The organism is Bacillus cereus group sp. BfR-BA-01430 (assembly GCF_022663115.1).
GTDB classification, from domain to species: Bacteria; Bacillota; Bacilli; order Bacillales; family Bacillaceae_G; genus Bacillus_A; species Bacillus_A cereus_BD.
Genome location: NZ_JAKUEW010000013.1, coordinates 41,634 through 65,274, shown reverse-complemented (window position 1 = coordinate 65,274; position 23,641 = coordinate 41,634). Strand labels below are relative to the sequence as shown.

Below are 23,641 nucleotides of genomic sequence, written 5' to 3'. Positions count from 1 at the left end.
AACTCAATGAATATGACCTAATAATGAATGGGAATGGAAAGGTTGGCGAATTGCGTATTTTTTAATATTATGGAAGGGTAGCAAATATAAATACAGGATCAGTACGTGATGAAATTTAAGAAGGAAAACTTTAAAGTGTGTAGTTTATGTGAGTTAACTTTTAGTTGAGAGAAGGAATGCTCAACTGAAATTCGTTTTATTGTATGTCTGGAGAGGAGAAGGTATTGAAATCATGTCAAAGTCTCGAGAAATTTCTAAGTGGTTTCGAAATATACAACATTCGAAAAAACTAAGCTGGGTTTCTTATATTTTATTAGGGGCAGTGTTGTTTTTTGCACTAATCAACAATGTGAAACCAGAGCAACTAGATGTTAAAATGCTCTCTATTTCTAATCAAACAATCCATTCTCCTATCAACATTGAAGATAAGATAACAACAGATAAGAAGAAAAGAGAGGCTGCTCAAAAAGTCGATGATCAATATACATATAAAAGTGAGTACAAGCAAAATAAAATTGATATTGTGAACTCGGTTTTTGATGCAATTAAAGAAGTAGATGCGGAAACAAAAGCGGCTGGCCCTGATGAGCAAAAAAAGGTTACGCCCGCAGACAGGCTGGAGAAACTGAAGAAGAAGTTACCTATAGATTTAACGAAAAGTTTATCTGATGCAGTGTTGTTACAATTTATTAATGCTGATCCAGATCAATTAGAAGCAGCGAAATATCCGGTCATAACAGCTGTTAATAATATAATGAGTTCACATATTAAAATGAATGAAGAAAATGAAGCGAGAGATCGCTTTGTGGAAGAAATCAAAAATATTAATGTTAATAGCGATTTAAAAGAAGCTTTAAATGCGCTTGGAAAGTATGCGATAGAAGCGAATTACTTTTATGATTCGAATGCTACAAAAGAGCGTAAAAAAAAGGCGGAAGATGAGGTCGCACCTGTTTACATATTACAAGGTCAAGTGCTTGTAAAAGAGGGGGACACAATTACTAGAGATATATATGAACAACTAAAATTAGTTGGGCTTCTCGAGCAAAATAATACCTTTCAGCCATTTGTAGGATTAGCGATTGTAATCGGTGTACTCTTATTCTTTATGCATAAGCAATTTGAAGTGTTTTTAAAGTTGAAAAGAGAAGAAAAACCATATATGTTGGCATATACAACGATCATAGCAATTACAGTTGTGTTGATGAAAGTAATTAGTTTGTTCCAAAAGCTGGAGTATGCAGGGATTGCATTTGTTGTTCCGGTTGCGATGGGATCAATATTAGTAAAATTGATGATTGGCGATCGCTTTGTATTTCTAACGAGTATCATTTTCTCTATATGTGGAAGTATTTTATTTAATGAAGGTGTCACGAGCACGTTAAATTATAATGTTGGGGTTTATTTCTTATTAAGCTCGTTATCTGTAAGTGTCTTTTTGAGAGAGAAAAATCGTCGTTCTATGATTTTGCAAGCAGGTATTCTTGTGTCTGTTTTAAATGTTATTATGTTAGCAGCTTTATTGTTATTGCGAAATGGGAATTTCTCGCCGTTTGAAATTGGCTCACAATTATTGATGGCAGCAGCTTCCGGGATTATTTCCTCCATTTTAGCTATGGGGATTTTACCATATTTAGAAAGCGGCCTTGGAATTGTATCAAGTATGAAGCTTGTCGAACTTTCAAGTCCTAATCACCCGCTTCTTCGCAAGATTTTGTTAGAAGCGCCAGGTACATATCATCATAGTGTAATGGTTGCGAACCTTTCAGAGGCGGCATGTGAGGCCATAGGAGCGAACGGTGTGTTAGCACGTGTTGGCGCATATTATCATGATATCGGAAAGACAGTACAGCCTCATTTCTTTATTGAGAATCAAATGGGGATTGAAAATCCGCACGATAAATTAGATCCAGAAACGAGTAGGGATATTATTATTGCCCATGTTACCAATGGGGTAAAGATGTTAGAAGAACATCATATTCCGCAAGAAATTATTGATATTGCAGCACAGCACCATGGGACTACGCTATTAAAGTATTTTTATTATAAGGCTATGAAAGAAGATAAAGATAAGTATACAGAGGATATGTTCCGTTATCCGGGTTCAAAGGCGACATCGAAAGAATCTGCGATCGTTGGAATTGCAGATAGTGTAGAGGCGGCGGTGCGTTCTATGAACCATCCAACGCCGGAACAGATTAATAATTTAGTGAAAAATATTATTAAAGATCGCCTACAAGATGGGCAATTTAGCGACTGTGAACTTACTTTTAAAGAACTACAAATAGTAGGAAAAACTTTATGTGAAACATTGAATGGAATTTTCCATTCTCGTATTAAATATCCGGAACCACTGGAAGAAAAGGTGAAAGAATGAGTTTAGTAATTGATTTTTTTGATGAAACAGAAGAAGTGAAAGAAGACTATGTGGATATGATTCGTGAGCTGTTAGAAAAAGCTGCACAAATGGAAGGCGTGGAAGATGGGACGGAGCTGTCTGTTACTTTCGTCGATAATGAACGGATTCGAGAAATAAATCGTGATTATCGGGGAAAAGATCAGCCTACGGACGTGATTTCTTTTGCCCTTGAAGATATGGGAGAGGGTGAAACAGAAATCATAGGTGCTGATATGCCTCGTATGTTAGGAGATCTTATTATTTCTATCCCAAGAACAAAAGAGCAGGCTGAAGAATATGGCCATTCTTTTGATCGTGAATTAGGATTTTTGGCGTTACATGGATTTTTACACTTGCTTGGTTATGATCACATGACTGAAGAAGATGAAAAAGAGATGTTTGGAAAGCAAAAAGAAATTTTAGGAGCATTTGGATTAAGAAGATGAAAAAAGGAAAACTTATAAAGAGTTTTACGTATGCTATAGCTGGTATATGCTTTTGTCTTCGTCATGAACGAAATATGAAAATTCATTGTTTGGCCGCAGTTATTGTTATATGCTGCGGCCTTTATTTCCATGTAACAAGAGCGGAATGGCTTATATTACTTGCTGTAATAGGTGCTGTAATGAGTTTAGAGATGGTGAATACAGCGATTGAAAAAACGGTTGATTTAGTAACAAAGGATTTTAACCCTCTTGCAAAAATTGCAAAAGATGTTGCAGCTGGTGCCGTTTTATTATTTACTATTATAGCAGTCATAATTGGTGCTATTATCTTTTTACCTTATGTGGTATAGTTGCATTCCAAAGATCTTCTTGTACTTGAGTGGTATTGAGCCTTTAATCAGTTGATTGTTTACTTAGGTGGCCATAATATCCTATTCAAAGTCCAAGTAGGTACATCGTTACTGATAGGGATGGAAAAGTATACCGTAGATGTGATGGAAACATGCATCGTATGGTTATGTCATTACGAGGAACGTAAAGTGTTATTTTAGAAGGAGATACGGCGCTTTTAGCCATAATCGTTGTAGTGGATTGGAAACGTTTCGTGCCTCTTTGTGGAGCGTGCCGTCAAGTTGTGATAGAATTATGTAAACAGAGCATAAAATATATTTATCAAATTTACATGGTGACACTGGGAAGACGACAGTTAGAAAGTTGTTACCAGGAGCATTTTTAGCGGAGGATTTACATGAATAACAAAGGTTATAAATCAGGTTTTGTCTCTATTATCGGGAGACCAAATGTTGGGAAATCTACATTTTTAAATCGAATTATCGGTCAAAAAATTGCTATTATGAGTGATAAACCACAAACAACTCGTAATAAAGTACAAGGTGTATATACAGAAAATGATGCGCAAGTGATTTTTATCGATACGCCTGGAATACATAAGCCAAAACATAAATTAGGCGATTTTATGGTGAAAATGGCACAAACGACATTGAAAGAAGTTGACATTGTACTCTTTATGGTCAATGCGGCGGAAGGCTTTGGTCGTGGTGAAGAATACATTATTGAAAAATTGAAGGAAACGAAGCAACCAGTATTTTTAGTGATTAATAAAATCGATCAAGTTCATCCAGAAAAATTATTAGAATTGATTGATCAATATCGCAACTTGTACGAATTTGCAGAAATTGTGCCGATTTCTGCATTGGAAGGTAATAATGTGGAAGCTTTAATTGGAGCAATTAAAAAATATTTACCAGAAGGACCGCAGTACTATCCGGAAAACCAAGTAACAGATCATCCGGAACGATTTATTATTGCTGAATTAATCCGTGAGAAAGTGCTTCATTTAACGCGTGAGGAAGTACCTCATTCAGTAGCAGTTGCAATTGATGCGATTCAAAAGCGTGAAGGTGGAGCGGTGTATGTAAATGCAACAATTATCGTGGAACGTCCTTCTCAAAAGGGAATTATTATTGGAAAGCAAGGGAAAATGTTGAAAGAAATCGGGAAGCGAGCTCGTTTTGATATTGAAGCCCTTCTTGGCTCTAAAGTGTTTTTAGAAGTATGGGTGAAAGTACAAAAAGATTGGCGTAATAAAATGTCCCAACTTCGTGATTTAGGTTTCCGTGAAGATGAATATTAATAGAAATTAGGAAAATTTTTTCTCACATGAAAATGGACAAAATGGGTCATTTTAATAACAACAAAAGAAATTGGTTTACATGCTATGCTTACTTAGAAAGGTGGATTCTTATGCTGGATTTTACCTGGAAGGTTTTCTCCAAAACAGGAAGTATTGAAACGTACTTGCTTTTGAAAGAAATGGAAAAAGATCTAAATGATGAGATGGATCAACATGAAGAGGAGCTAGCACATCTAGATTCTCCAATTTCTTGACCCGTTTTGTTCAATCCTTGGATGGTGACGAACATGTTTCAAAAAGTTGAGGGCATTGTTATCCGAACAACAGATTACGGAGAAACGAACAAGATTGTTACTATATTTTCTCGTGAATTTGGAAAAGTAAGTGCAATGGCAAGAGGGGCGAAAAAACCAAAAAGTAGGTTAGCATCTATTTCGCAACTCATGACGCATGGTCATTTCCTAATTCAAATGGGGTCTGGTCTCGGAACTTTGCAACAAGGTGAAATGATTTCATCGATGAAAGAAATTCGAGAAGATATTTTTTTAACTGCTTATGCATCGTTTATTGTGGAATTGACAGATAAAGCCACGGAAGATAAAAAGCACAATCCATATTTATTTGAAATGTTATATCAGACACTTCACTATATGTGTGATGGTGTTGATCCTGAAGTATTATCTCTTATTTATCAAACGAAAATGCTTCCGGTATTAGGGATGCATCCATACTTTGATACATGTGCGATTTGTCACCAAGAAACAGACTTTGTCGCCTTCTCTGTAAGAGAAGGCGGTTTTCTGTGCTCTCGTCACGCAGAACAAGATCCGTATCGCATTCCGGTGGGCGAGGCGGTTCATAAGTTATTACGTCTCTTTTATCACTTTGACTTAGGGCGACTCGGTAATGTATCAGTAAAAGAAGAAACGAAGCGACAAATTCGTACAGTATTGAATACATATTATGATGAATATTGTGGCATATATTTGAAATCGAGACGTTTTCTTGAACAACTTGACAAATTTCAAATATAATGAGGACCATATAAAGGTCCTTTTTACATACTTTCTTTTTCAAATAGCATATTTAGTATATAATATTTAGGAGATAGTATAACTTTTTTGTTTTGTATTGAAGGTGGTGATTATCATAGAGCTGAATAAACGACAAGAACATATCATTCAGATTGTAAAAGATCACGGTCCTATTACAGGAGAGTCAATCGCTGCACAGTTAAATTTAACGCGTGCAACTTTAAGACCAGATTTGGCAATTTTAACGATGGCGGGTTATTTAGAAGCACGTCCGCGCGTCGGTTATTTTTATACAGGGAAAACTGGTGGTCAGTTATTATCAGAAGCTGTTAAAAAAATTAAAGTACAAGATTATCAATCTAGACCAGTTGTCATTGATAAAAATGTTTCCGTATACGATGCAATTTGTACGATGTTTCTAGAGGACGTTGGTACTTTGTTTGTCGTGGATCAAACTACATTTTTAGTTGGCGTCGTTTCCCGTAAGGATTTATTGCGAGCAAGTTTAGGAAAGCAGGATTTAACCTCCCTTCCGGTTAATATTATTATGACGAGGATGCCAAACATTGCGATGTGTCATAAAGAGGATTCTTTATATGATGTTGCAATGGAATTAATAGAAAGACAGATTGATGCTGTACCCGTTGTAAAAGAAACAAAGCAGGGACTAGAAGTTGTTGGACGAATTACAAAAACGAATATTACGCGTGCGTTTGTGAATTTAGTAAATAATGAATAAGTGTAATTTGTTTAAAGTGAGGTAATGGAATGGTTAATAAAATCGTATATGTCGTATCTGATTCAGTCGGAGAGACTGCTGATTTAGTTGTTCGAGCGGCAATGGGACAATTTCCTTTCGCTCCTGATATTAGACGTGTACCGTATGTAGAAGATACAGGAACATTAAAAGAAGTGATATCAATCGCAAAGAGTAATCGGGCGCTGATTTGTTTTACACTCGTGAAGCCTGATATGCGTCAATATTTGTTAACAGAAGCGGCAAAAGAAGGCGTAGAAGCATATGATATCATCGGGCCTCTTATTGACCAAATTGCAGAAATTACAAGGCAAGTGCCAAGATATGAGCCAGGGATTGTTAGAAAACTGGATGAAGAATATTTTAAAAAGATTGAAGCGATTGAGTTTGCGGTTAAATATGATGATGGTCGAGATGCGCGTGGTATTTTGAAAGCTGATATTGTTTTAATTGGTGTTTCTCGTACATCAAAGACTCCACTTTCACAATATTTAGCTCATAATAAGCGATTAAAGGTTGCGAATGTACCGCTTGTTCCTGAGGTTGACCCGCCTGAAGAATTGTATCAAGTTCCAAAGGAAAAGTGTTTTGGTTTGAAAATTAATCCGGAAAAATTAAATCATATTCGGAGAGAGCGCTTGAAATCACTAGGATTAAGTGATGGGGCAACATATGCGAACATTAATCGTATTAAAGAAGAAATTGACCATTTTGAAAAAGTGATCAATAAAATAAATTGCCAAGTGATTGATGTGTCTAACAAAGCGATTGAAGAAACGGCAAATATTATTGTGAATGCGGTGCAAAACCAAAGAATGTTTTAGCACATTTACCAAAGGTGAATGTGTTTTTTTAGCTCAAAGACCAATCTGATTCAGAGGGAAATATTTATAGAACTGTAATGGTTAGAGAAATTTCAGAGGATATGTAGCGAAGTAGAAAGAAATATATTATAATAAAAAATTGTGATAAAAAACCTATATTTTACGTTTAGACTTTAATTTTTCAGAATAAACTAGGGATAGGATTTACGAAAAAAGACGTACATTTACGTAAAATCGACAAAAATCTAAACAAGAAAACGTACTTTGTAGAAGGATTCACTGAAGGGATGTAGAATACAGAAATATGCAAAACATCAGTAAGATTCTAGTTGATGCAGATGCATGTCCCGTAAAGGATGAAATTGTACAAGTCGGAACAAAATTTCATGTCGAAATTTTGTTTGTCGCATCCTATGCCCATCGTTCAAGAAAACAGCAAGGAAATTGGATCTATGTAGATTCTGAGCAAGATGAAGTTGATTTTTATATTTATAAGCATGCGAAAGCTACAGATCTCGTGATCACACAAGATATGGGACTTGCTGGTCTTCTTGTTAAAAAAGGAGTATATGTCTTATCTCCGAGAGGTACATTTGTGACAGATGAGCAAATGGATACAATTTTATATAGTAGATATGTGTCTGCTAAATTACGCAGACAAGGGACCTATACAAAGGGTCCAAAGTCATTTTCAAAGCAGGATCGACAATCTTTTTTAACAAGTTTAGAAAAAATATTGTCGAATTATAAAGGAATCCTTTAATTTGTATCGAATACAAAATACGACACGGAGATGGAGTTATGGGGAACAGAATTCCCGAAGAAGTTGTTGAACAGATTCGGACATCATCTGATATTGTAGAAGTAATTGGTGAGTATGTTCAGCTAAGAAAGCAAGGGCGTAATTATTTTGGACTTTGTCCGTTTCATGGTGAGAATTCTCCCTCCTTTTCTGTTTCATCAGATAAGCAAATTTTCCATTGCTTTGGATGTGGGGAAGGTGGAAATGTTTTTTCCTTTCTCATGAAGATGGAAGGCCTTTCTTTCACAGAAGCTGTACAGAAGCTTGGAGAAAGAAATCATATAGCAGTCGCAGATTATACATCAGGAAAAGAACAGCAGGACAATATATCTGATGACAATGTCATTATGTTACAGGCTCACGAACTCTTAAAAAAGTATTATCATCATTTGTTGGTAAATACAGAAGAGGGGAATGAAGCTCTTTCTTATTTATTAAATCGTGGTATTACGAAGGAAATGATTGAGAAGTTTGAAATTGGTTATGCATCACCAGATTGGGATGCAGCGGCGAAAATATTACAAAAAAGAGGTTTTTCGCTAATGACCATGGAGCAAGCGGGTCTCCTTGTAAGAAGTGAAAAGGATGGCAGTCATTACGACCGATTCCGTGGTAGAGTAATGTTTCCGATTCATACATTACAAGGAAAAGTGGCAGCATTTAGTGGAAGGGCGCTTGGAGATGATACTCCTAAATATTTAAATAGCCCAGAAACACCTATCTTTCACAAGAGCAAGTTGCTGTACAATTTCCATCAGGCAAGGCCGTTTATTAGAAAGCGTGGGCAGGTCGTCCTTTTTGAAGGTTATGCTGATGTTCTAGCTGCTGTAAAAAGCGGGGTTGAAGAAGCTGTCGCAACAATGGGAACAGCTTTAACAGAAGAACAGGCGAAACTTCTGCGACGTAATGTTGAAACTGTTGTTCTTTGCTATGATGGTGATAAGGCTGGACAAGAAGCGACAATGAAAGCGGGGCAACTCTTAACTCAAGTTGGTTGTCAAGTTAAAGTTACTGTATTGCCAGAGAAATTAGATCCTGATGAATATGTGCAACAATATGGAACAAAGGCTTTTGAAAATCTCGTCAAATCAAGTATAAGTTTTGTTGGATTTAAAATAAATTATTTGCGTTTAGGGAAAAATTTGCAAGATGAGTCCGGTAAAGAAGAATATGTAAAAAGTGTTTTAAAAGAGTTATCCTTATTGCAAGATGCGATGCAGGCAGAGTCCTATTTAAAATCGTTATCACAAGAATTTGCATATTCCATGGAAACACTTTTAAGTCAATTGCACCAATATCGCAAAGAACAAAAGATACAGCAAAAACAAGCGAAGCAAATTTCGAAGCCATCTCAAATTGTTCAAACGAGGCCGAAGCTATCCGGCTTTGAAAGGGCAGAGAGGGAACTTATTTACCATATGTTGCAAAGTGCCGAAGTAGCAGTGCGTATAGAGCCTCATATAGAAGATTTTCATACAGAAGAACATAAAGGGATTTTATATGAACTATACGCATATTATGAAAAGGGAAATGAACCTTCAGTCGGAAATTTTTTAAACTGGCTATCTGATGAAAAGTTGAAAAATATCGTTACCAATATTTCGACAGATGAGTTTATCAATCCAGAATATACAGATGAAATACTGGAAGGACACCTGGAAGCGTTAAAGCGCCATAAGGAAAAGTTGAAAAAGATGGAAACCATCTTTACAGTAAAGCAAATGGAAAAAGCTGATCCGCTAGAAGCTGCTAAATTTTACGCAGCGTATTTGCAAAATCAAAAAGCAAGAAGATAGCTTTTTGCATAAAATTTTAGTATAATGAATGTTTGTATCTCGCGTAAGGAGGGGAACAAATGGCTGATAAACCAGCTCGTTCTAAACAAATTGAAACTGAAATGACCCTTGAGCAAGTGAAAGAACAACTCACTGAGCTCGGAAAAAAACGTGGCGTTCTTACATATGAAGAGATTGCAGAACGCATGAACGGATTTGAGATTGAATCCGAACAAATGGATGAATATTATGAATATTTAGGTGAACAAGGGATTGATTTAGTTGGTGATAATGATGAAGGCCCAAATAATCATCAAATCACAAAAACGGAAGAAGAATTCGATTTAAATGATTTAAGTGTACCACCAGGTGTAAAAATCAATGACCCTGTTCGCATGTATTTAAAAGAAATCGGTCGTGTTGATTTATTATCTGCTGAAGAAGAAATTCAATTGGCGACTCGTATTGAAGAAGGCGATGAAGAAGCAAAACGCCGTCTTGCAGAAGCAAACTTACGTCTTGTTGTAAGTATTGCAAAAAGATACGTTGGCCGCGGTATGCTTTTCTTAGACCTTATTCAAGAAGGAAACATGGGTCTGATTAAAGCGGTTGAAAAGTTCGACTACCGTAAAGGATTTAAATTTAGTACGTATGCAACATGGTGGATTCGTCAAGCGATTACACGTGCGATTGCAGACCAAGCAAGAACAATTCGTATTCCGGTTCATATGGTTGAAACAATCAATAAATTAATCCGTGTACAACGTCAATTATTACAAGATTTAGGTCGTGAACCAACTCCGGAAGAGATTGGCGAAGAAATGGATCTTGCTCCAGAAAAAGTACGCGAAATCTTAAAAATTGCTCAGGAGCCAGTTTCTCTTGAGACACCGATTGGTGAAGAGGATGACTCACACTTAGGCGATTTTATCGAAGACCAAGAAGCAACATCACCTGCGGACCATGCCGCGTATGAATTATTGAAAGAACAATTAGAAGATGTGTTAGATACGCTAACAGATCGTGAAGAAAATGTTCTTCGTCTTCGTTTTGGTTTGGATGATGGACGAACTCGTACGCTTGAAGAAGTCGGAAAAGTATTCGGCGTAACAAGAGAGCGTATTCGCCAAATTGAAGCAAAAGCGCTTCGTAAATTAAGACATCCAAGCCGTAGCAAACGGTTAAAAGATTTCTTAGAGTAGGTCTTATATAAGTTTACTTCACCTTTGTGAAGTAAACTTTTTTATTTTGTTAAGTTTTGTTAAAATTTAGCTGTAAGTACCGATTACAATACTTGTAATTTATTTTACAGAATTGTCTTTTGATTTGCAAATGCTCATTTTTCGATTTTTCGATTAATTTTGTGTATTTTATACAAAAATATATGTAGAAAAACAAAAAATATGATGAGAAACATAGATATTTATCAAAAAAATATAGGGTAAAAATAAGATAGCCAACAAACTGAATTTATGGAATATTTTTAACAACTGACAATTTCGCCTTTTCTGATAGATCGTTTTCAAGTACAATAGAAATAACTGAATCATCTAACTATTAGGGGGTATAGAGGGGGGAGAAAATATATGAAACGTAATCCGTTGATTCCATTCGCTCTTATTGCAGCACTAGGTATTATCGTGATGTTCGTATTTTCATTTCAAGGGTTACATAAGTCTAAAGAGCTAGCTGATGCTAAAAATGGAGGAAAGCAAACTCAAACAGCATCAAAGCCTGAAGACATTGTAAAGCAAAACTGTACGAGCTGCCATGGTGATCAGTTACAAGGTGCAGTGGGACCTGAACTACAAAAAATTGGCGGGAAACTTTCTAAAGATGAAATTAAAGAAGTGATTGTAAAAGGAAAAGGAAATATGCCGCCTAATTTAATTCCAGCAGATCAAGCTTCTAAAGTAGCAGATTGGTTATCGAAGAAAAAATAAAGAAAAACAAGCCCTTTACTTTTCAAGTAAAGGGCTTGTTTTTCTTTTCTTTCTAAAATACGATTAAAGAAAGATAAAGGGATTGAATGATTGTTGCTTACTTGCAACAATACTTGTTCATTCATTATCATGGAAACAGACTGACAAGAGAAGGAGCAATGGAAATACATGAATGAAGTCAAACTTTCAAAAAGGTTAGAAGAGGTAGTGCGAGAGATTCCAGCAGGGTCTACGGTAGCGGATATCGGATCAGATCATGCTTATTTACCGTGCTATGCAATTTTAAATCATATTGCGACAAAAGCAGTAGCGGGAGAAGTGGTAGATGGACCGTTTCGTTCTGCGCAGGCAACGGTAGCTGAGAATGGCTTACAGGGAAAGATTGATGTTCGCAAAGGAAATGGATTAGCTGTTATTTCACCAGGAGAAGTGGATGTCATTACAATTGCTGGTATGGGTGGAGCGTTAATTCGTGATATTTTAGAAAGTGGAAAAGAAAAATTAAACGGGGTAACGCGTCTTATATTACAACCGAATATTGCAGCGCATCATATTCGTGAATGGTTTATTGAAAATGATTGGGAACTGATTCATGAAAAGATTGTAAAAGAAGATGGCAAGATTTATGAAATTTTAGTGGGCGAAAGAGGGAATCCGTTAGCGCCTTACTCAGATCATAAGCAAGCGGAATTATTGATCGGACCATTTTTGATGAAAGAAAAAAGTGATGTTTTCGTTGAAAAATGGGAATGTGAATTGAAAAATTTTCAAAATATCTTAAAGCAATTAGAACGTGCGACAGAATCGGAAGATACAAAAGCGAAACGAAATGAAGTAATGGAGAAAATGAAAATGGTAGGAGATGTATTATCATGAGCAAAATTCCAAATGGACATGAAGTAATTTCTTTATTTGAAAGCATGTATCCGAAGCATCTAGCGATGGAAGGGGATAAGATTGGTCTGCAAATTGGAGCTCTTAATAAACCAGTAGAGCATGTCTTAATCGCACTAGATGTGACAGAAGAGGTTGTAGAAGAAGCGATTCAAATTGGAGCAAATATCATTATTGCACACCATCCTCTTATTTTCCATCCTTTAAAAGCGATTCATACGGATAAAGCGTATGGAAAAATTATCGAAAAATGTATCAAACATGATATCGCTGTGTATGCAGCGCATACAAATGTTGATGTTGCAAAAGGTGGAGTAAATGATCTACTTGCTGAAGCGCTTGAACTGCAAAACACGGAAGTGCTCGTTCCAACATACACAGAAGAAATGAAAAAAGTAGTTGTATTTGTTCCTGTAACACATGCAGATGCGATTCGAAAAGCATTGGGAGACGCAGGTGCGGGTTATATCGGTAATTACAGCCATTGTACGTTTGGTAGTCAAGGTATAGGTACATTTATCCCTCAGGAGGGAACAAGCCCTTACATTGGCGAAAATGGGCAGTTAGAGCGTGTCGAAGAGATAAGAGTTGAAACGATTATCCCAGCGTCGTTAGAACGAAAGGTTGTTAAAGCGATGTTAACAGCGCATCCGTATGAAGAAGTTGCTTATGATATATATCCGCTAGATAATAAAGGAGAAACACTAGGGCTTGGTAAAATTGGATATTTACAAAAAGAAATGACCCTCGGGGAGTTTGCTGAGCATGTAAAGCGTTCATTAGATATACAAGGTGCACGAGTTGTCGGAAGGCTTGATGATAAAGTGCGTAAAGTAGCTGTTCTTGGTGGTGACGGGAATAAATTTATCAATCAGGCAAAATTTAAAGGTGCAGATGTTTATGTCACTGGCGATCTGTATTATCATGTTGCTCACGATGCCATGATGTTGGGACTGAATGTTGTTGATCCAGGACATAATGTAGAGAAGGTAATGAAACAAGGTGTTCAAAAACAACTACAGCAAAAAGTAGAGGCTAAAAAATTTGCTGTACAAATTCATGCATCTCAGCTACATACAGATCCATTTACATTTGTATAAGTCAGCACTCATCTCTATGTAATCAGGCGAGAGTCTTTTCGGTTAAAACGATAAAAAATCCGTTGCGAGTAGTGAGCAACGGATTTTTTATTTATTGTTTTTTTACCTTTACACGCGGCAAGATTTTTTGAAGTGGTACGTTTCGTTTTCTTTCCCACGTAGCAGGGTTTGTTGGATTATATTGTTCTAAAAAGGCAATGACTTCTTTTGTAATTGGAGTTGGAGTAGAAGCACCAGCAGTTACTGCTACATTTTCAACTCCTTGCAGCCATTCTAGCTGAATTTCACTTACATCAGCGACGCGATATGCCTTTGTGCCGGCAATTTCTTGCGATACTTGAGCGAGACGATTGGAGTTATTGCTTTTCGGATCGCCAACAACAATTGTTAAATCGGCAACATCGGCTTGCTTTGCAACGGCTTCTTGACGAACTTGTGTTGCTAAGCAAATTTCTTTATGGAATTCAGCCGTTGGGAATTTTTTTTGGATATCTTCCATCAGATGCTGAACGTCCCATTGACTCATTGTTGTTTGATTTGTAACTAAAATTTTGTCTGTCGGAATCTCTAATGTTTTTAAATCATCTGCTTTTTCGATGAGATGAACGATATCAGGTGCAATGCCAACTGCTCCTTCTGGTTCTGGATGGCCTTTTTTCCCGATGTAAATCACATGATAACCTTCTGATTTTTTTGCTTCAATTAGGTCGTGTGTTTTCGTAACATCTGGGCATGTCGCATCAATTGTTGTTAAGCCTTTTTCTTTAGCACGTTGTTTTACTTCTGGGGAAACACCGTGTGCAGTGAAAATAACAGTACCAGAATCGATTTGATCCAAAATTTCTAAGCGGCTTGGGCCATCTAATGTAATAATTCCATCTTCTTCAAATGCATCTGTTACATGCTTATTATGAACAATCATGCCTAGAATATAGATAGGCTTTGGTAATGATTTATCTAGTGCAGCGTTGCGTGCAATAACCATTGCATCTACAACGCCATAGCAATAACCACGAGGGGAAATTTTAATAATTTTCATGTGAGTAATCCTCTCCTTCTAAACAAGGAATCCTTTTGTACATAGTCCTTTTCATTATAAAGGAGGAGTGGACAGAAAACAAAGTATTGTTACACATATAATTTTGGTTTTGCTGGTAAAGGGGAATTGGTTTCGTTTTGTGATTCTTCAGCGTTGGTAGATTTTGGCGTAACTTCTTTTCTTTTTTTCTTTTTTAAAGGTGTTTTTGGTACGTTATTTTTTTTCACTTCTTCTTTTGGATTCTCGGTGTCTCCTTTCCCTGAAGTAAGGATTTTCACAATACTCGGTATACTGCGAACGATGGGTCCGTATTGCTCTACAACAGGCCCGACAGATTGGGCGACTTGAGCAACTTTTTCAATGTTATTTAACATATTAGTTGGATTAGCAATTAAATTAGAAAAGAAACTTCCAATTCCACCACTGGTATTCGTTGCAATGAATGATTCACCACCGCGCATATCGCTTTGGTCATACATGGGTGGCGCGCTCATTGGTTGATGCATATAAGGCTGATTATAATGAGGCTGCATCGTTTGCGGATATTGTTGGTGCATCATTGGCTGTCCTTCCATTTGCCGGTAGGGAGGAATCATTTGCATAAAAGGTTCAGTCGGATCATGTTTTTTAAAAAGTTTAGAGAGCAGCCCTTTCTTTTTTTGCATCATTGGTGGTAAATGTGGAATTGGATATGGTGTATAGGGTTGTTGCCCGGTATGCATTTGTTGTATAGGGGATTTCGGATACATAAAAGAAATCCTCCTTTCTTCAATTAGGTATATACACATACAGTATGCAATCGAAAGTAAGAAGGTTAGTTTTTAAGTTAGAAACAAAAACTAAAGATGGATTTTACGATTAGATTTCGTTATAATGTAGACTTGACTGATTTGTGCGCGCAGTAGAAATTTGAGAAAGAAGGTGTAATCTGTGACAATACAAACATTTACACAGTATAATTTTCAACCGTTTTTAATAGATGCAGTTCGTGAATTACGCTTTACAGAGCCGACAGAAATTCAAAAGAAAATATTCCCTGTTGTAAAAAAAGGGGTAAGTATAATTGGACAATCCCAAACAGGATCTGGAAAAACACACGCATACTTATTACCGACAATCAATCAAATTGATCCAAAACGTGAAGAAGTGCAGCTTGTGATTACAGCGCCAACGCGTGAGTTAGCACAACAAATTTATCAAGAAATTATCAAATTAACAAAGTTTTGTACGGAAGAACAAATGATTACAGCGCGTTGCTTAATTGGAGGAACTGATAAACAGCGCTCGATTGAAAAATTGAAAAAGCAGCCGCATATCGTTGTTGGAACGCCAGGTCGTATTAAAGATTTAGTAGAAGAGCAAGCTTTATTTGTTCATACAGCAGAAACGATTATTGTCGATGAAGCAGATTTAATGCTTGATATGGGATTTATTCAAGATGTAGATAAAGTTGCAGCGCGCATGCCGAAAAATTTGCAAATGCTCGTTTTTTCTGCGACGATTCCGCAAAAATTGAAACCATTTCTGAAGAAATATATGGAGAATCCAGAGCATATTCATATTAATCCGAAGCAAGTTGCAGCGGGAAACATTGAACATTATTTAGTTCCATCGAGACATCGTAATAAGATTGAACTAGTCAAGAATATGTTGCTTCAATTTCAGCCGTATTTAGCAATTGTTTTTACAAATACGAAAAAAATGGCAGAAGAAGTTGCGAATGGATTAACAGAGAGAGGGTTAAAAGTAGGACGTATTCATGGCGACCTATCACCTCGTGACCGCAAAAAAATGATGAAACAAATTCGTGATTTAGAATTTCAATACATTGTTGCGACAGACTTAGCGGCACGTGGTATTGATATCGAAGGAATTAGTCATGTTATTAACTATGAAATTCCGTCTGACTTAGACTTCTTTATTCACCGTGTTGGCCGTACAGCGCGTGCTGGGTATTCTGGTATTGCTGTAACGATCTATGATACGCGTGATGAAGAGGCTATAGATAGTTTAGAAAAACAACGTAATATTGCGTTTAAACACGTAGAATTGCGAAATGGTGAATGGATAGATTTAGGGGAGCGCAACCGACGTCAAAGCCGTAAAAAACCGAATAATGAGTTGGATATTATGGCAACGAAAGTTGTGAAAAAACCGAAAAAAGTAAAGCCTGGATATAAGAAAAAATTAGCAGCTGAACGTGAAAAGGTAAAGAAAAAATATAGTCATAAAAAGAGATAAGGGAGACCTTATCTTTTTTATTGTCTGATTTGTAAATAATTTTTTTGAGTAAGCAATTCGCTACATATTTCTACAAATTATGCTATTATTATAGCTATTGTATATTGAAGAGGTGATAATATGTTGAAGATTGGATCTCATGTTTCAATGAGTGGGAAAAAAATGCTATTAGCTGCAAGTGAAGAGGCAGTTTCATATGGTGCTACGACATTTATGATTTATACAGGTGCACCGCAAAATACGAGAAGAAAGCCGATTGAAGAATTAAATATAGAAGCTGGTCGCAAACATATGGAAGAGCATGGAATTAAAGAGATTATTGTCCATGCACCATATATTATTAATGTTGGAAATACAACGAAGCCTGAAACATTCCAATTAGGTGTGGATTTCTTGCGCATGGAAATTGAAAGAACAGAAGCACTTGGAGTAGCAAAACAAATTGTTCTGCATCCTGGAGCTCATGTTGGGGCAGGTGCAGATGCAGGGATTGCACAAATTATAAAAGGTTTGAATGAAGTATTAACGCCAGAACAAACGGTAAATATTGCATTAGAAACAATGGCTGGGAAAGGTACAGAGTGCGGACGTAGCTTTGAGGAAATTGCGAGAATTATTGATGGTGTAACATATAATGAAAAGCTATCTGTATGTTTTGATACATGTCATACACATGATGCAGGTTATGATATTGCAAATGATTTTGATGGCGTTTTAAATGAGTTTGATAAAATTGTTGGAATTGATCGCTTGCAAGTTTTACACATTAATGATAGTAAAAATGTCCGCGGAGCTGGAAAAGACCGTCATGAAAATATTGGTTTTGGTCATATTGGTTATAAAGCTTTACATGATATTGTTCATCATCCGCAGTTAGAGGACATACCAAAGATTCTTGAAACGCCATATGTCGGGGAAGATAAGAAAGATAAAAAGCCACCATACAAATTTGAAATTGAAATGTTAAAGAACGGAACATTTGATGAAGGGCTTCTTGAGAAGATTAAAGGACAATAAGGAGGGGATGTTCCCTCCTTATTTTAATAATTTCTGAAAGAGTGTATTAACTTGCTGAGCGGTAGAAGGAGAGGTTACTTTCGCAATTTTTTTTAAGAGTTCGAGCCTTTCATCTGTATCGTAAATATTAATATTTTTTCCTTTCATCAATAAAACAATTTGATCTGCTTGTTCAGTTGTAATAGGAATTTTATATTCTTTACTATATTTCAATAATTCTTTTGGCGACATGCTATTTATTTTTTTGTTCACAATTTGTTTGATGAGGTTCACGATATAGTCCTCCTTCAGGTGTTCTTTTATCGAAATATATGTGTATAGTGCCTGTATATATTCGTATAACACTGCTTTTTTTTCTATTAGAAAAAAAAGAATATGTTATAATAAAAGAACGAAACAACAGAAAAAGATTATAAGGAGGGCTTATGGAAAAGAAACAACATCGAAAAGAAAGTGTTATTCATCTATTGTATCGTTTAATTATGATTGTCTTTGGAGCAGCGTGTGCAGCAGTCGCAATTGAACTATTTTTAATCCCAAATAAAATTATTGATGGTGGAATTATTGGTATTTCCCTCATACTAGATTACCTTACTCCTAACATTTGGTGGCTGAGTTTTTCTACTTTAGTTGTTATCCTCAATATACCATTTATGTACTCCGGTTATAAGCAAATTGGAAAGACATTTATGCTATCTTCAACTTTTGCGATTGTCGCGTTAGCATTTATTGAAACAACACTACATACTATAAAACCATTTACAACAGAACCTATTTTAGCAACCGTGTTTGGTGGTCTTATATTAGGGCTTGGCGTGGGGCTCGTTATTCGTCACGGTGGATCATTAGATGGAACTGAAATTATGGGAATCTTATTAACAAAAAAATTACCATTCTCCGTTGGGGAATTTGTTATGTTTGTGAACTTGTTCATTTTTGCTTGGGCAGCCTTTGTATTTGGTGTGGAACAGGCAATGTATTCTGTTATGACCTACTATATTGCTTTCAAAACAATTGATACTGTTATTCAAGGATTGGATGAAACAAAAGCGGTGTTAATTGTCTCTGATCAATATGAAGAAGTATCAAATGCGATATTACACCGTCTTGGTCGTGGGACAACGAAGCTTATAGCTAAGGGTGGTTATACCGATAAAGAAAAAGAAGTGATTTACGCCGTTGTGACACGTCTTGAAGTAACAAAATTAAAATCAATTGTTCATGAAATTGATGAAAACGCCTTTGTTACAATTATGAGTACGCAAGAGACAAACGGTGGTAAGTTTAAATCAGCAATCCATTAAAAGGTATGTTCAAAAAGCAGAGAGAAATTCTCTGTTTTTTTGTTATAATAATAAGGTTGTCTAAAGTAAATCATATATTTTAGGCAGATTGGTTTACAACTATAATCAGCTGTACTATAATTCAAATAGAAGTAAATCGGAATCATTCTGAATTAAAATAGGTGAGATGATATGGAAAATATATTAGAAATAGAAGGTTTGACATTTCGCTATGAAGATCGAAATGTGATAGAAGACATTCATTTGCAAGTTCCTAAGGGAGCTTTTTTAGGTTTGGTTGGACCGAATGGATCTGGTAAATCAACGTTATTAAAGTGTATATTAGGTGTTTTGAAGCCAAAGAAAGGAAATGTTCGCTTATTTGGTATTGATAGTAGAAAGTTTAAAGCATGGAATCAAATCGGTTATGTTTCACAAAAGGCTAACAGCTTTAACTCTGGGTTTCCAGCAACTGTTTTTGAAGTGGTTTCTATGGGTCTTGTGTCGAAAAAAGGCTTATTCCGCTTTTTGACGAAAGAGGATAAAGAAAAGGTAGCAAAAGCAATTGCAGATGTAGGAATGAGCGAGTTTCAAAATCGTAACATTGGAGAGCTTTCTGGAGGTCAACAGCAGCGTGTGTTTATCGCCCGTGCACTTGTAAGTAGTCCAGAATTACTCATTTTGGACGAGCCTACTGTGGGGGTTGACATAAAGAGTGTAGAAAGTTTCTATGAAATATTAGAAGATTTAAATAAGAGATTAGGTATCACGCTTATTCTTGTTACACACGATATAGGAGCTGTAACAGAAAAAGTGACGCACGTTGCATGTTTAAATCAGCGTTTACATTTTCATGGGAAGGTAGAGAAATTCCGAGAGTTAGAGGATGCAGAAATGTCCATTTTATATGGGTATCATGTTCATCGATTAGAACATGATCATGAGCATCACGGGAGGGTACAATGATACAGGATTTTTTACAATATGATTTTTTACGCAATTCATTATACGCTGGGATTTTAATAGGATTGATAGCGCCTCTTATCGGAGTATTTGTTGTAATCCGCCGTTTGTCCCTAATTGCGGATGCATTAAGTCACGTAACTTTATCGGGAATCGCTGCAAGTTTGTTGCTTGAAAAAACGATATTTACCGGTGGATTTTTAAATCCATTATATATGGGGATGCTTTTTTCAATGGGCGGAGCATTGCTTATTGAAAAATTACGCTCTGTATATAAACATTATCAAGAGTTAGCAATCCCGATTATTCTGTCAGCTGGGATGGGGATTGGGGTTATTTTTATCTCGCTTGCTAATGGGTTTAATACAGATTTATTTAGTTATTTATTTGGTAGTGTAAGTGCTGTAACGAGCGCAGATTTAATGGTTATTGGCATTGTAGCAATCGCGGTTGTAGCAACGATTATTTTATTATATAAAGAGCTATTTTTATTATCATTTGATGAAGAATATGCTGTATCAACAGGACTTCGGGCAAAGTGGCTCCACTTTATTTTTATTATTCTAGTTGCTCTTGTTATTGCCGTATCAATGCGAATTGTTGGGGTTCTTCTTGTATCGTCGTTAATGACTTTACCGGTAGCAGCAAGTATTCGGATTGCCAAAGGATTTAAGCAAACGATTTTCTTCTCCGTTTTATTTGGAGAAATTGCTGTAATTGGTGGAATGCTAGTTTCTTATCAACTCGATTTAGCTCCAGGTGGTACAATTGTTATGTTAGCGGTTCTCATTTTAATTGGTGCAATCTTATGGAAGAAGAAAAAAACGGCATAAAGTAGGGATAGTTATGAATGTAACAGAAGCTTTACGCTTAATGAAGGAAAAAGGATATAAACACACTGGAAAACGAGAGGAAATGTTACGTTTATTTGCGAAATATAATCGGTACTTAACAGCAAAAGACGTGTTAGAACACATGAAGGATCATTATCCGGGATTGAGTTTTGATACAATTTATCGTAATTTAACGGTATTTGCTGAAATCGGTATTTTAGAGCAGACAGAATTAAATGGGGAAAAACATTTCCGTTTTACATGTTCTATTATGGAACATCATCATCATTTCATTTGTTTAGATTGTGGTGGTACAAAAGAAATTACTTCTTGTCCAATGGATTTTATGAATAAAGATTTTAAAGGATATGAGGTCACAGGTCATAAATTTGAAATATATGGACGTTGTCCGAAATGTGCAAAGTAAGAGCTCATCAGCTGAAAAGTTGATGGGCTTTTCTAGTATGATAAAGAAAGGACTGTTTACATCATCGTGCAAACAGTCCTTCATCATTATTGTTCTTGTTTTTCTTTTTCATGGTTTTCAGCCATTTCAGCAGCAATGACATCAATTTCTTTTTTGAGTTCTTCTACCATTGTTTCTTCTGGAACTTTTCGAACGACTTTTCCTTTGCGGAATAATAAGCCTTCACCACGTGCTCCAGCAATCCCGATATCAGCTTCACGAGCTTCACCTGGACCGTTTACTGCACAGCCAAGCACAGCGACTTTAATCGGTACTTTTAATGTAGAGATATACTCTTCAACTTCATTTGCAATACTGATTAGGTCAATTTCAATACGCCCGCAAGTTGGACAAGAAATAAGCGTTGCGGCATTTGAAGCAAGACCAAATGATTTTAACAATTCACGGGCCACTTTTACTTCTTCAACTGGATCAGCACTTAGGGAGATACGAAGTGTATTTCCGATACCTTTGCTTAAAATAGCTCCAAGACCAGCGGCACTTTTAACGGTTCCGGCAAATAGAGTACCGGACTCTGTAATGCCTAAATGCAATGGATAATCAAAAGCACGAGCTGCTTTCTCATAAGCTTCAATGGCTAAATTTACATCGGAAGCTTTCATCGATACGATAATATCATGAAAGTCTAAGTCCTCTAAAATTTTAATATGATGCAATGCGCTCTCGACCATACCATCAGCAGTAGGGTAGCCATACTTTTCTAAAATATGACGCTCTAATGAACCGGCATTTACACCAATTCGAATTGGAATACCGCGCTCTTTGGCAGCATTTACAACAGCTTCTACTTTGTGGCGGCGTCCGATATTACCCGGGTTAATACGTACTTTATCAATGCCACCTTCGATTGCCTTTAAAGCAAGACGATAGTCAAAATGAATATCAGCAACAAGCGGAATATTAATTTGCTTTTTAATATCAGCGATAGCATTTGCAGCTCGTTCGTCTGGAACAGCTACGCGGACAATTTGACAGCCTGCTTCTTCTAAACGCTTAATTTCAGCAACAGTTGCTTCCACGTCATGCGTTTTTGTTGTAGTCATACTTTGTATAATTAATTCATTATTACCACCAATTGTTAAATTACCGACTTTAACCGGACGTGTTTTTGTACGATGAGTTATTTCATTCACGAATAGATCGCTCTCCTTATAAAAGAAGTTTCTTATTTTGTCTCTTATACCACACATAGTATATGAAGTATAAGGAAATCGAAACCACTATGCTTGGTTTCACTTTTACTATTGTATCAGCGCCTTTATAGAATTGACAAGGATAATGTAATGGCTCATTGATATAATGGGAATTTATACGACTTTCCAATTTGAATTTTTGTAGAAGTTGTCTCTTTATTTAATCGTTTAAAATCGTGGATTACTTTTTCGATGGACGGAACTTTTTTCTTATTAATAGCTTCTGTAATAGAGAGAACAGTATCTCCTGTTTTTACCTCGATTTTTTTATAAGATGTATCTGTCTTCTTTTTTGTCTCTTTCTTTATATCTTCTTTCTTAACAGTTTGAGCAGCAATTGTTTTTTTGTATGAGCTTAACATTGGCAAAGTGCCAATTTTTATATCGTAATAAAATATATAACCGAGAACAAGCACAAATAAAAATACGCCAAGTCTTTTCATATTCCTCACTCCTTTGTTAGGAATATATGCTTGTCCTAAAAAAAAATGCCTAAATAGCGATATAGTATGTAAGGTTTTATAGTTGGATGTACGCAAGTACAATGTCAACATATTTCATTTTTTAAGCTGTGTGTTGCTATTCTTGAGTGATGTCGAGAATATGAAAAGACGAATATTTCATATATGTGTTTCTCTGCTATTTTTAGCAAGTATTCGAATCATTTTATAGGAATGGAATTTGAATCTCGGTAGGACGTGAATGATACTTGGGGATTAAAAAAGTATTGAATTTATATATATAAATTTTTATTAAAAAATATACAGAAGGATGATATAATCAACTAGAAAGACTCAACTTTTTGATTTAGCAGACGAAAGAACTTAACATGTTATGAAAAAAGAGCGTGAACCCATAAGTTAAGAAAAGACTTCCGGAGGGGGTCTTTTCTTTTTTTGGTAATTGCGTCTTTTTTATACAGATCTTTACTGTGCGATTTGAAAAGTTTTGTATGGAA

General features: G+C 36.1%; 25 protein-coding genes and 1 pseudogene. 21 read left to right on the top strand and 5 right to left on the bottom strand.

Going from position 1 to position 23,641, the window contains the following annotated elements; all coding sequences use genetic code 11:
* Nucleotides 1–232: 232 nt before the first annotated feature.
* The 15 genes and pseudogenes from MR058_RS18405 (at nt 233) to MR058_RS18335 (ending at nt 13,627) form a co-directional block, all read left to right on the top strand.
* Nucleotides 233–2,377, top strand: a complete 2,145-nt coding sequence (locus MR058_RS18405; RefSeq protein WP_242145334.1) for an HD family phosphohydrolase — start codon at nt 233–235, stop codon at nt 2,375–2,377.
* The gene (gene ybeY, locus MR058_RS18400) at nt 2,374–2,844 is read left to right on the top strand and encodes an rRNA maturation RNase YbeY (protein ID WP_242145333.1); all 471 of its coding nucleotides are present in this window, start codon (nt 2,374–2,376) and stop codon (nt 2,842–2,844) included. The genes MR058_RS18405 and ybeY overlap by 4 nt, the downstream gene beginning before the upstream one ends.
* Complete coding sequence (locus tag MR058_RS18395) at nt 2,841–3,194, top strand: diacylglycerol kinase family protein (protein WP_242145332.1); 354 nt, start codon at nt 2,841–2,843, stop codon at nt 3,192–3,194. Before ybeY ends, MR058_RS18395 begins: the two co-directional genes overlap by 4 nt.
* Before the next feature lie 87 nt (nt 3,195–3,281).
* Nucleotides 3,282–3,600 (top strand): annotated as a pseudogene (locus tag MR058_RS23735) (cytidine/deoxycytidylate deaminase family protein); the annotation flags it as partial.
* Nucleotides 3,593–4,498 carry a GTPase Era gene (gene era, locus MR058_RS18385; protein WP_242145331.1) on the top strand — a complete coding sequence of 302 codons (906 nt, stop codon included), beginning with the start codon at nt 3,593–3,595 and terminating at the stop codon, nt 4,496–4,498. The pseudogene MR058_RS23735 and the gene era, both read left to right, overlap by 8 nt.
* Before the next feature lie 110 nt (nt 4,499–4,608).
* Nucleotides 4,609–4,752, top strand: coding sequence for a YqzL family protein (locus MR058_RS18380; protein ID WP_012095489.1), 144 nt, complete (start codon nt 4,609–4,611; stop codon nt 4,750–4,752).
* A gap of 33 nt (nt 4,753–4,785) precedes the next feature.
* The gene (recO, locus tag MR058_RS18375; protein WP_242145330.1) at nt 4,786–5,532 is read left to right on the top strand and encodes a DNA repair protein RecO; all 747 of its coding nucleotides are present in this window, start codon (nt 4,786–4,788) and stop codon (nt 5,530–5,532) included.
* A 106-nt stretch (nt 5,533–5,638) separates the two neighbouring features.
* Nucleotides 5,639–6,271 carry a transcriptional regulator CcpN gene (locus tag MR058_RS18370; protein WP_242145329.1) on the top strand — a complete coding sequence of 211 codons (633 nt, stop codon included), beginning with the start codon at nt 5,639–5,641 and terminating at the stop codon, nt 6,269–6,271.
* A 29-nt stretch (nt 6,272–6,300) separates the two neighbouring features.
* Nucleotides 6,301–7,113 carry a pyruvate, water dikinase regulatory protein gene (locus tag MR058_RS18365; protein WP_242145328.1) on the top strand — a complete coding sequence of 271 codons (813 nt, stop codon included), beginning with the start codon at nt 6,301–6,303 and terminating at the stop codon, nt 7,111–7,113.
* Nucleotides 7,114–7,417: 304 nt separating this feature from the next.
* Nucleotides 7,418–7,876 (top strand): YaiI/YqxD family protein, encoded by a 459-nt coding sequence (locus tag MR058_RS18360; protein WP_242145327.1) that lies wholly within the window; start codon nt 7,418–7,420, stop codon nt 7,874–7,876.
* A 38-nt stretch (nt 7,877–7,914) separates the two neighbouring features.
* Entirely contained in the window at nt 7,915–9,711 is a 1,797-nt protein-coding gene (gene dnaG, locus MR058_RS18355) for a DNA primase (protein WP_242145326.1), read from the top strand.
* A gap of 59 nt (nt 9,712–9,770) precedes the next feature.
* Nucleotides 9,771–10,892 (top strand): RNA polymerase sigma factor RpoD, encoded by a 1,122-nt coding sequence (gene rpoD, locus MR058_RS18350; protein ID WP_012095483.1) that lies wholly within the window; start codon nt 9,771–9,773, stop codon nt 10,890–10,892.
* A gap of 384 nt (nt 10,893–11,276) precedes the next feature.
* Nucleotides 11,277–11,633, top strand: coding sequence for a cytochrome c550 (gene cccA / locus MR058_RS18345; RefSeq protein ID WP_012095482.1), 357 nt, complete (start codon nt 11,277–11,279; stop codon nt 11,631–11,633).
* A 168-nt stretch (nt 11,634–11,801) separates the two neighbouring features.
* On the top strand, nt 11,802–12,509 hold the full coding sequence (locus tag MR058_RS18340) for a tRNA (adenine(22)-N(1))-methyltransferase (protein ID WP_242145325.1): 708 nt from the start codon (nt 11,802–11,804) through the stop codon (nt 12,507–12,509).
* On the top strand, nt 12,506–13,627 hold the full coding sequence (locus MR058_RS18335; protein WP_242145324.1) for a Nif3-like dinuclear metal center hexameric protein: 1,122 nt from the start codon (nt 12,506–12,508) through the stop codon (nt 13,625–13,627). The genes MR058_RS18340 and MR058_RS18335 overlap by 4 nt, the downstream gene beginning before the upstream one ends.
* A 91-nt stretch (nt 13,628–13,718) precedes the next feature.
* Here the strand turns inward: MR058_RS18335 and MR058_RS18330 are convergent, their stop codons facing one another.
* Nucleotides 13,719–14,666 carry a 4-hydroxy-3-methylbut-2-enyl diphosphate reductase gene (locus MR058_RS18330; RefSeq protein ID WP_242145323.1) on the bottom strand — a complete coding sequence of 316 codons (948 nt, stop codon included), beginning with the start codon at nt 14,664–14,666 and terminating at the stop codon, nt 13,719–13,721.
* An 89-nt stretch (nt 14,667–14,755) separates the two neighbouring features.
* A complete protein-coding gene (gene vrrA, locus MR058_RS18325; RefSeq protein ID WP_242145322.1) occupies nt 14,756–15,415 on the bottom strand; it encodes a VrrA/YqfQ family protein in 660 nt (219 codons plus the stop codon).
* Between the two features lie 181 nt (nt 15,416–15,596).
* Between vrrA and MR058_RS18320 the strand changes: the two genes are divergently transcribed.
* Nucleotides 15,597–16,907 (top strand): DEAD/DEAH box helicase, encoded by a 1,311-nt coding sequence (locus MR058_RS18320; protein WP_242145321.1) that lies wholly within the window; start codon nt 15,597–15,599, stop codon nt 16,905–16,907.
* A gap of 120 nt (nt 16,908–17,027) precedes the next feature.
* Entirely contained in the window at nt 17,028–17,924 is an 897-nt protein-coding gene (locus MR058_RS18315) for a deoxyribonuclease IV (protein ID WP_242145320.1), read from the top strand.
* 18 nt (nt 17,925–17,942) lie between these two features.
* On the opposite strand, the gene MR058_RS18310 is transcribed toward MR058_RS18315, so the two are convergent.
* A complete protein-coding gene (locus MR058_RS18310; RefSeq protein ID WP_242145319.1) occupies nt 17,943–18,197 on the bottom strand; it encodes a DUF2624 domain-containing protein in 255 nt (84 codons plus the stop codon).
* A 152-nt stretch (nt 18,198–18,349) separates the two neighbouring features.
* Here MR058_RS18310 and MR058_RS18305 point away from each other — a divergent pair, with 152 nt between their 5' ends.
* From MR058_RS18305 to MR058_RS18290, 4 genes are all read left to right on the top strand, one after another.
* Entirely contained in the window at nt 18,350–19,228 is an 879-nt protein-coding gene (locus MR058_RS18305; RefSeq protein ID WP_242145318.1) for a YitT family protein, read from the top strand.
* 171 nt (nt 19,229–19,399) lie between these two features.
* Entirely contained in the window at nt 19,400–20,173 is a 774-nt protein-coding gene (locus MR058_RS18300) for a metal ABC transporter ATP-binding protein (RefSeq protein ID WP_242145317.1), read from the top strand.
* Nucleotides 20,170–21,003 (top strand): metal ABC transporter permease, encoded by an 834-nt coding sequence (locus MR058_RS18295; protein WP_242145316.1) that lies wholly within the window; start codon nt 20,170–20,172, stop codon nt 21,001–21,003. The genes MR058_RS18300 and MR058_RS18295 overlap by 4 nt, the downstream gene beginning before the upstream one ends.
* 13 nt (nt 21,004–21,016) lie before the next feature.
* Nucleotides 21,017–21,430, top strand: coding sequence for a Fur family transcriptional regulator (locus MR058_RS18290; protein ID WP_242145315.1), 414 nt, complete (start codon nt 21,017–21,019; stop codon nt 21,428–21,430).
* Nucleotides 21,431–21,516: 86 nt separating this feature from the next.
* Here MR058_RS18290 and ispG read toward each other — a convergent pair whose 3' ends face one another.
* Both ispG and MR058_RS18280 read right to left on the bottom strand, forming a co-directional pair.
* Nucleotides 21,517–22,680, bottom strand: a complete 1,164-nt coding sequence (gene ispG, locus MR058_RS18285; protein WP_242145314.1) for a flavodoxin-dependent (E)-4-hydroxy-3-methylbut-2-enyl-diphosphate synthase — start codon at nt 22,678–22,680, stop codon at nt 21,517–21,519.
* A 98-nt stretch (nt 22,681–22,778) separates the two neighbouring features.
* A complete protein-coding gene (locus MR058_RS18280; protein WP_242145313.1) occupies nt 22,779–23,126 on the bottom strand; it encodes a hypothetical protein in 348 nt (115 codons plus the stop codon).
* Nucleotides 23,127–23,641: the final 515 nt, after the last annotated feature.

What these genes read in the sequence shown, in the direction of transcription:
- MR058_RS18405 (WP_242145334.1), top strand. Translation starts at nt 233, where the DNA reads ATGTCAAAGTCTCGAGAAATTTCTAAGTGGTTTCGAAATATACAACAT.
- ybeY (WP_242145333.1), top strand. Translation starts at nt 2,374, where the DNA reads ATGAGTTTAGTAATTGATTTTTTTGATGAAACAGAAGAAGTGAAAGAA.
- MR058_RS18395 (WP_242145332.1), top strand. Translation starts at nt 2,841, where the DNA reads ATGAAAAAAGGAAAACTTATAAAGAGTTTTACGTATGCTATAGCTGGT.
- era (WP_242145331.1), top strand. Translation starts at nt 3,593, where the DNA reads ATGAATAACAAAGGTTATAAATCAGGTTTTGTCTCTATTATCGGGAGA.
- MR058_RS18380 (WP_012095489.1), top strand. Translation starts at nt 4,609, where the DNA reads ATGCTGGATTTTACCTGGAAGGTTTTCTCCAAAACAGGAAGTATTGAA.
- recO (WP_242145330.1), top strand. Translation starts at nt 4,786, where the DNA reads ATGTTTCAAAAAGTTGAGGGCATTGTTATCCGAACAACAGATTACGGA.
- MR058_RS18365 (WP_242145328.1), top strand. Translation starts at nt 6,301, where the DNA reads ATGGTTAATAAAATCGTATATGTCGTATCTGATTCAGTCGGAGAGACT.
- MR058_RS18360 (WP_242145327.1), top strand. Translation starts at nt 7,418, where the DNA reads ATGCAAAACATCAGTAAGATTCTAGTTGATGCAGATGCATGTCCCGTA.
- dnaG (WP_242145326.1), top strand. Translation starts at nt 7,915, where the DNA reads ATGGGGAACAGAATTCCCGAAGAAGTTGTTGAACAGATTCGGACATCA.
- rpoD (WP_012095483.1), top strand. Translation starts at nt 9,771, where the DNA reads ATGGCTGATAAACCAGCTCGTTCTAAACAAATTGAAACTGAAATGACC.
- cccA (WP_012095482.1), top strand. Translation starts at nt 11,277, where the DNA reads ATGAAACGTAATCCGTTGATTCCATTCGCTCTTATTGCAGCACTAGGT.
- MR058_RS18340 (WP_242145325.1), top strand. Translation starts at nt 11,802, where the DNA reads ATGAATGAAGTCAAACTTTCAAAAAGGTTAGAAGAGGTAGTGCGAGAG.
- MR058_RS18335 (WP_242145324.1), top strand. Translation starts at nt 12,506, where the DNA reads ATGAGCAAAATTCCAAATGGACATGAAGTAATTTCTTTATTTGAAAGC.
- MR058_RS18330 (WP_242145323.1), bottom strand. Translation starts at nt 14,666, where the DNA reads ATGAAAATTATTAAAATTTCCCCTCGTGGTTATTGCTATGGCGTTGTA.
- vrrA (WP_242145322.1), bottom strand. Translation starts at nt 15,415, where the DNA reads ATGTATCCGAAATCCCCTATACAACAAATGCATACCGGGCAACAACCC.
- MR058_RS18315 (WP_242145320.1), top strand. Translation starts at nt 17,028, where the DNA reads ATGTTGAAGATTGGATCTCATGTTTCAATGAGTGGGAAAAAAATGCTA.
- MR058_RS18305 (WP_242145318.1), top strand. Translation starts at nt 18,350, where the DNA reads ATGGAAAAGAAACAACATCGAAAAGAAAGTGTTATTCATCTATTGTAT.
- MR058_RS18300 (WP_242145317.1), top strand. Translation starts at nt 19,400, where the DNA reads ATGGAAAATATATTAGAAATAGAAGGTTTGACATTTCGCTATGAAGAT.
- MR058_RS18295 (WP_242145316.1), top strand. Translation starts at nt 20,170, where the DNA reads ATGATACAGGATTTTTTACAATATGATTTTTTACGCAATTCATTATAC.
- MR058_RS18290 (WP_242145315.1), top strand. Translation starts at nt 21,017, where the DNA reads ATGAATGTAACAGAAGCTTTACGCTTAATGAAGGAAAAAGGATATAAA.
- ispG (WP_242145314.1), bottom strand. Translation starts at nt 22,680, where the DNA reads ATGTGTGGTATAAGAGACAAAATAAGAAACTTCTTTTATAAGGAGAGC.
- MR058_RS18280 (WP_242145313.1), bottom strand. Translation starts at nt 23,126, where the DNA reads ATGAAAAGACTTGGCGTATTTTTATTTGTGCTTGTTCTCGGTTATATA.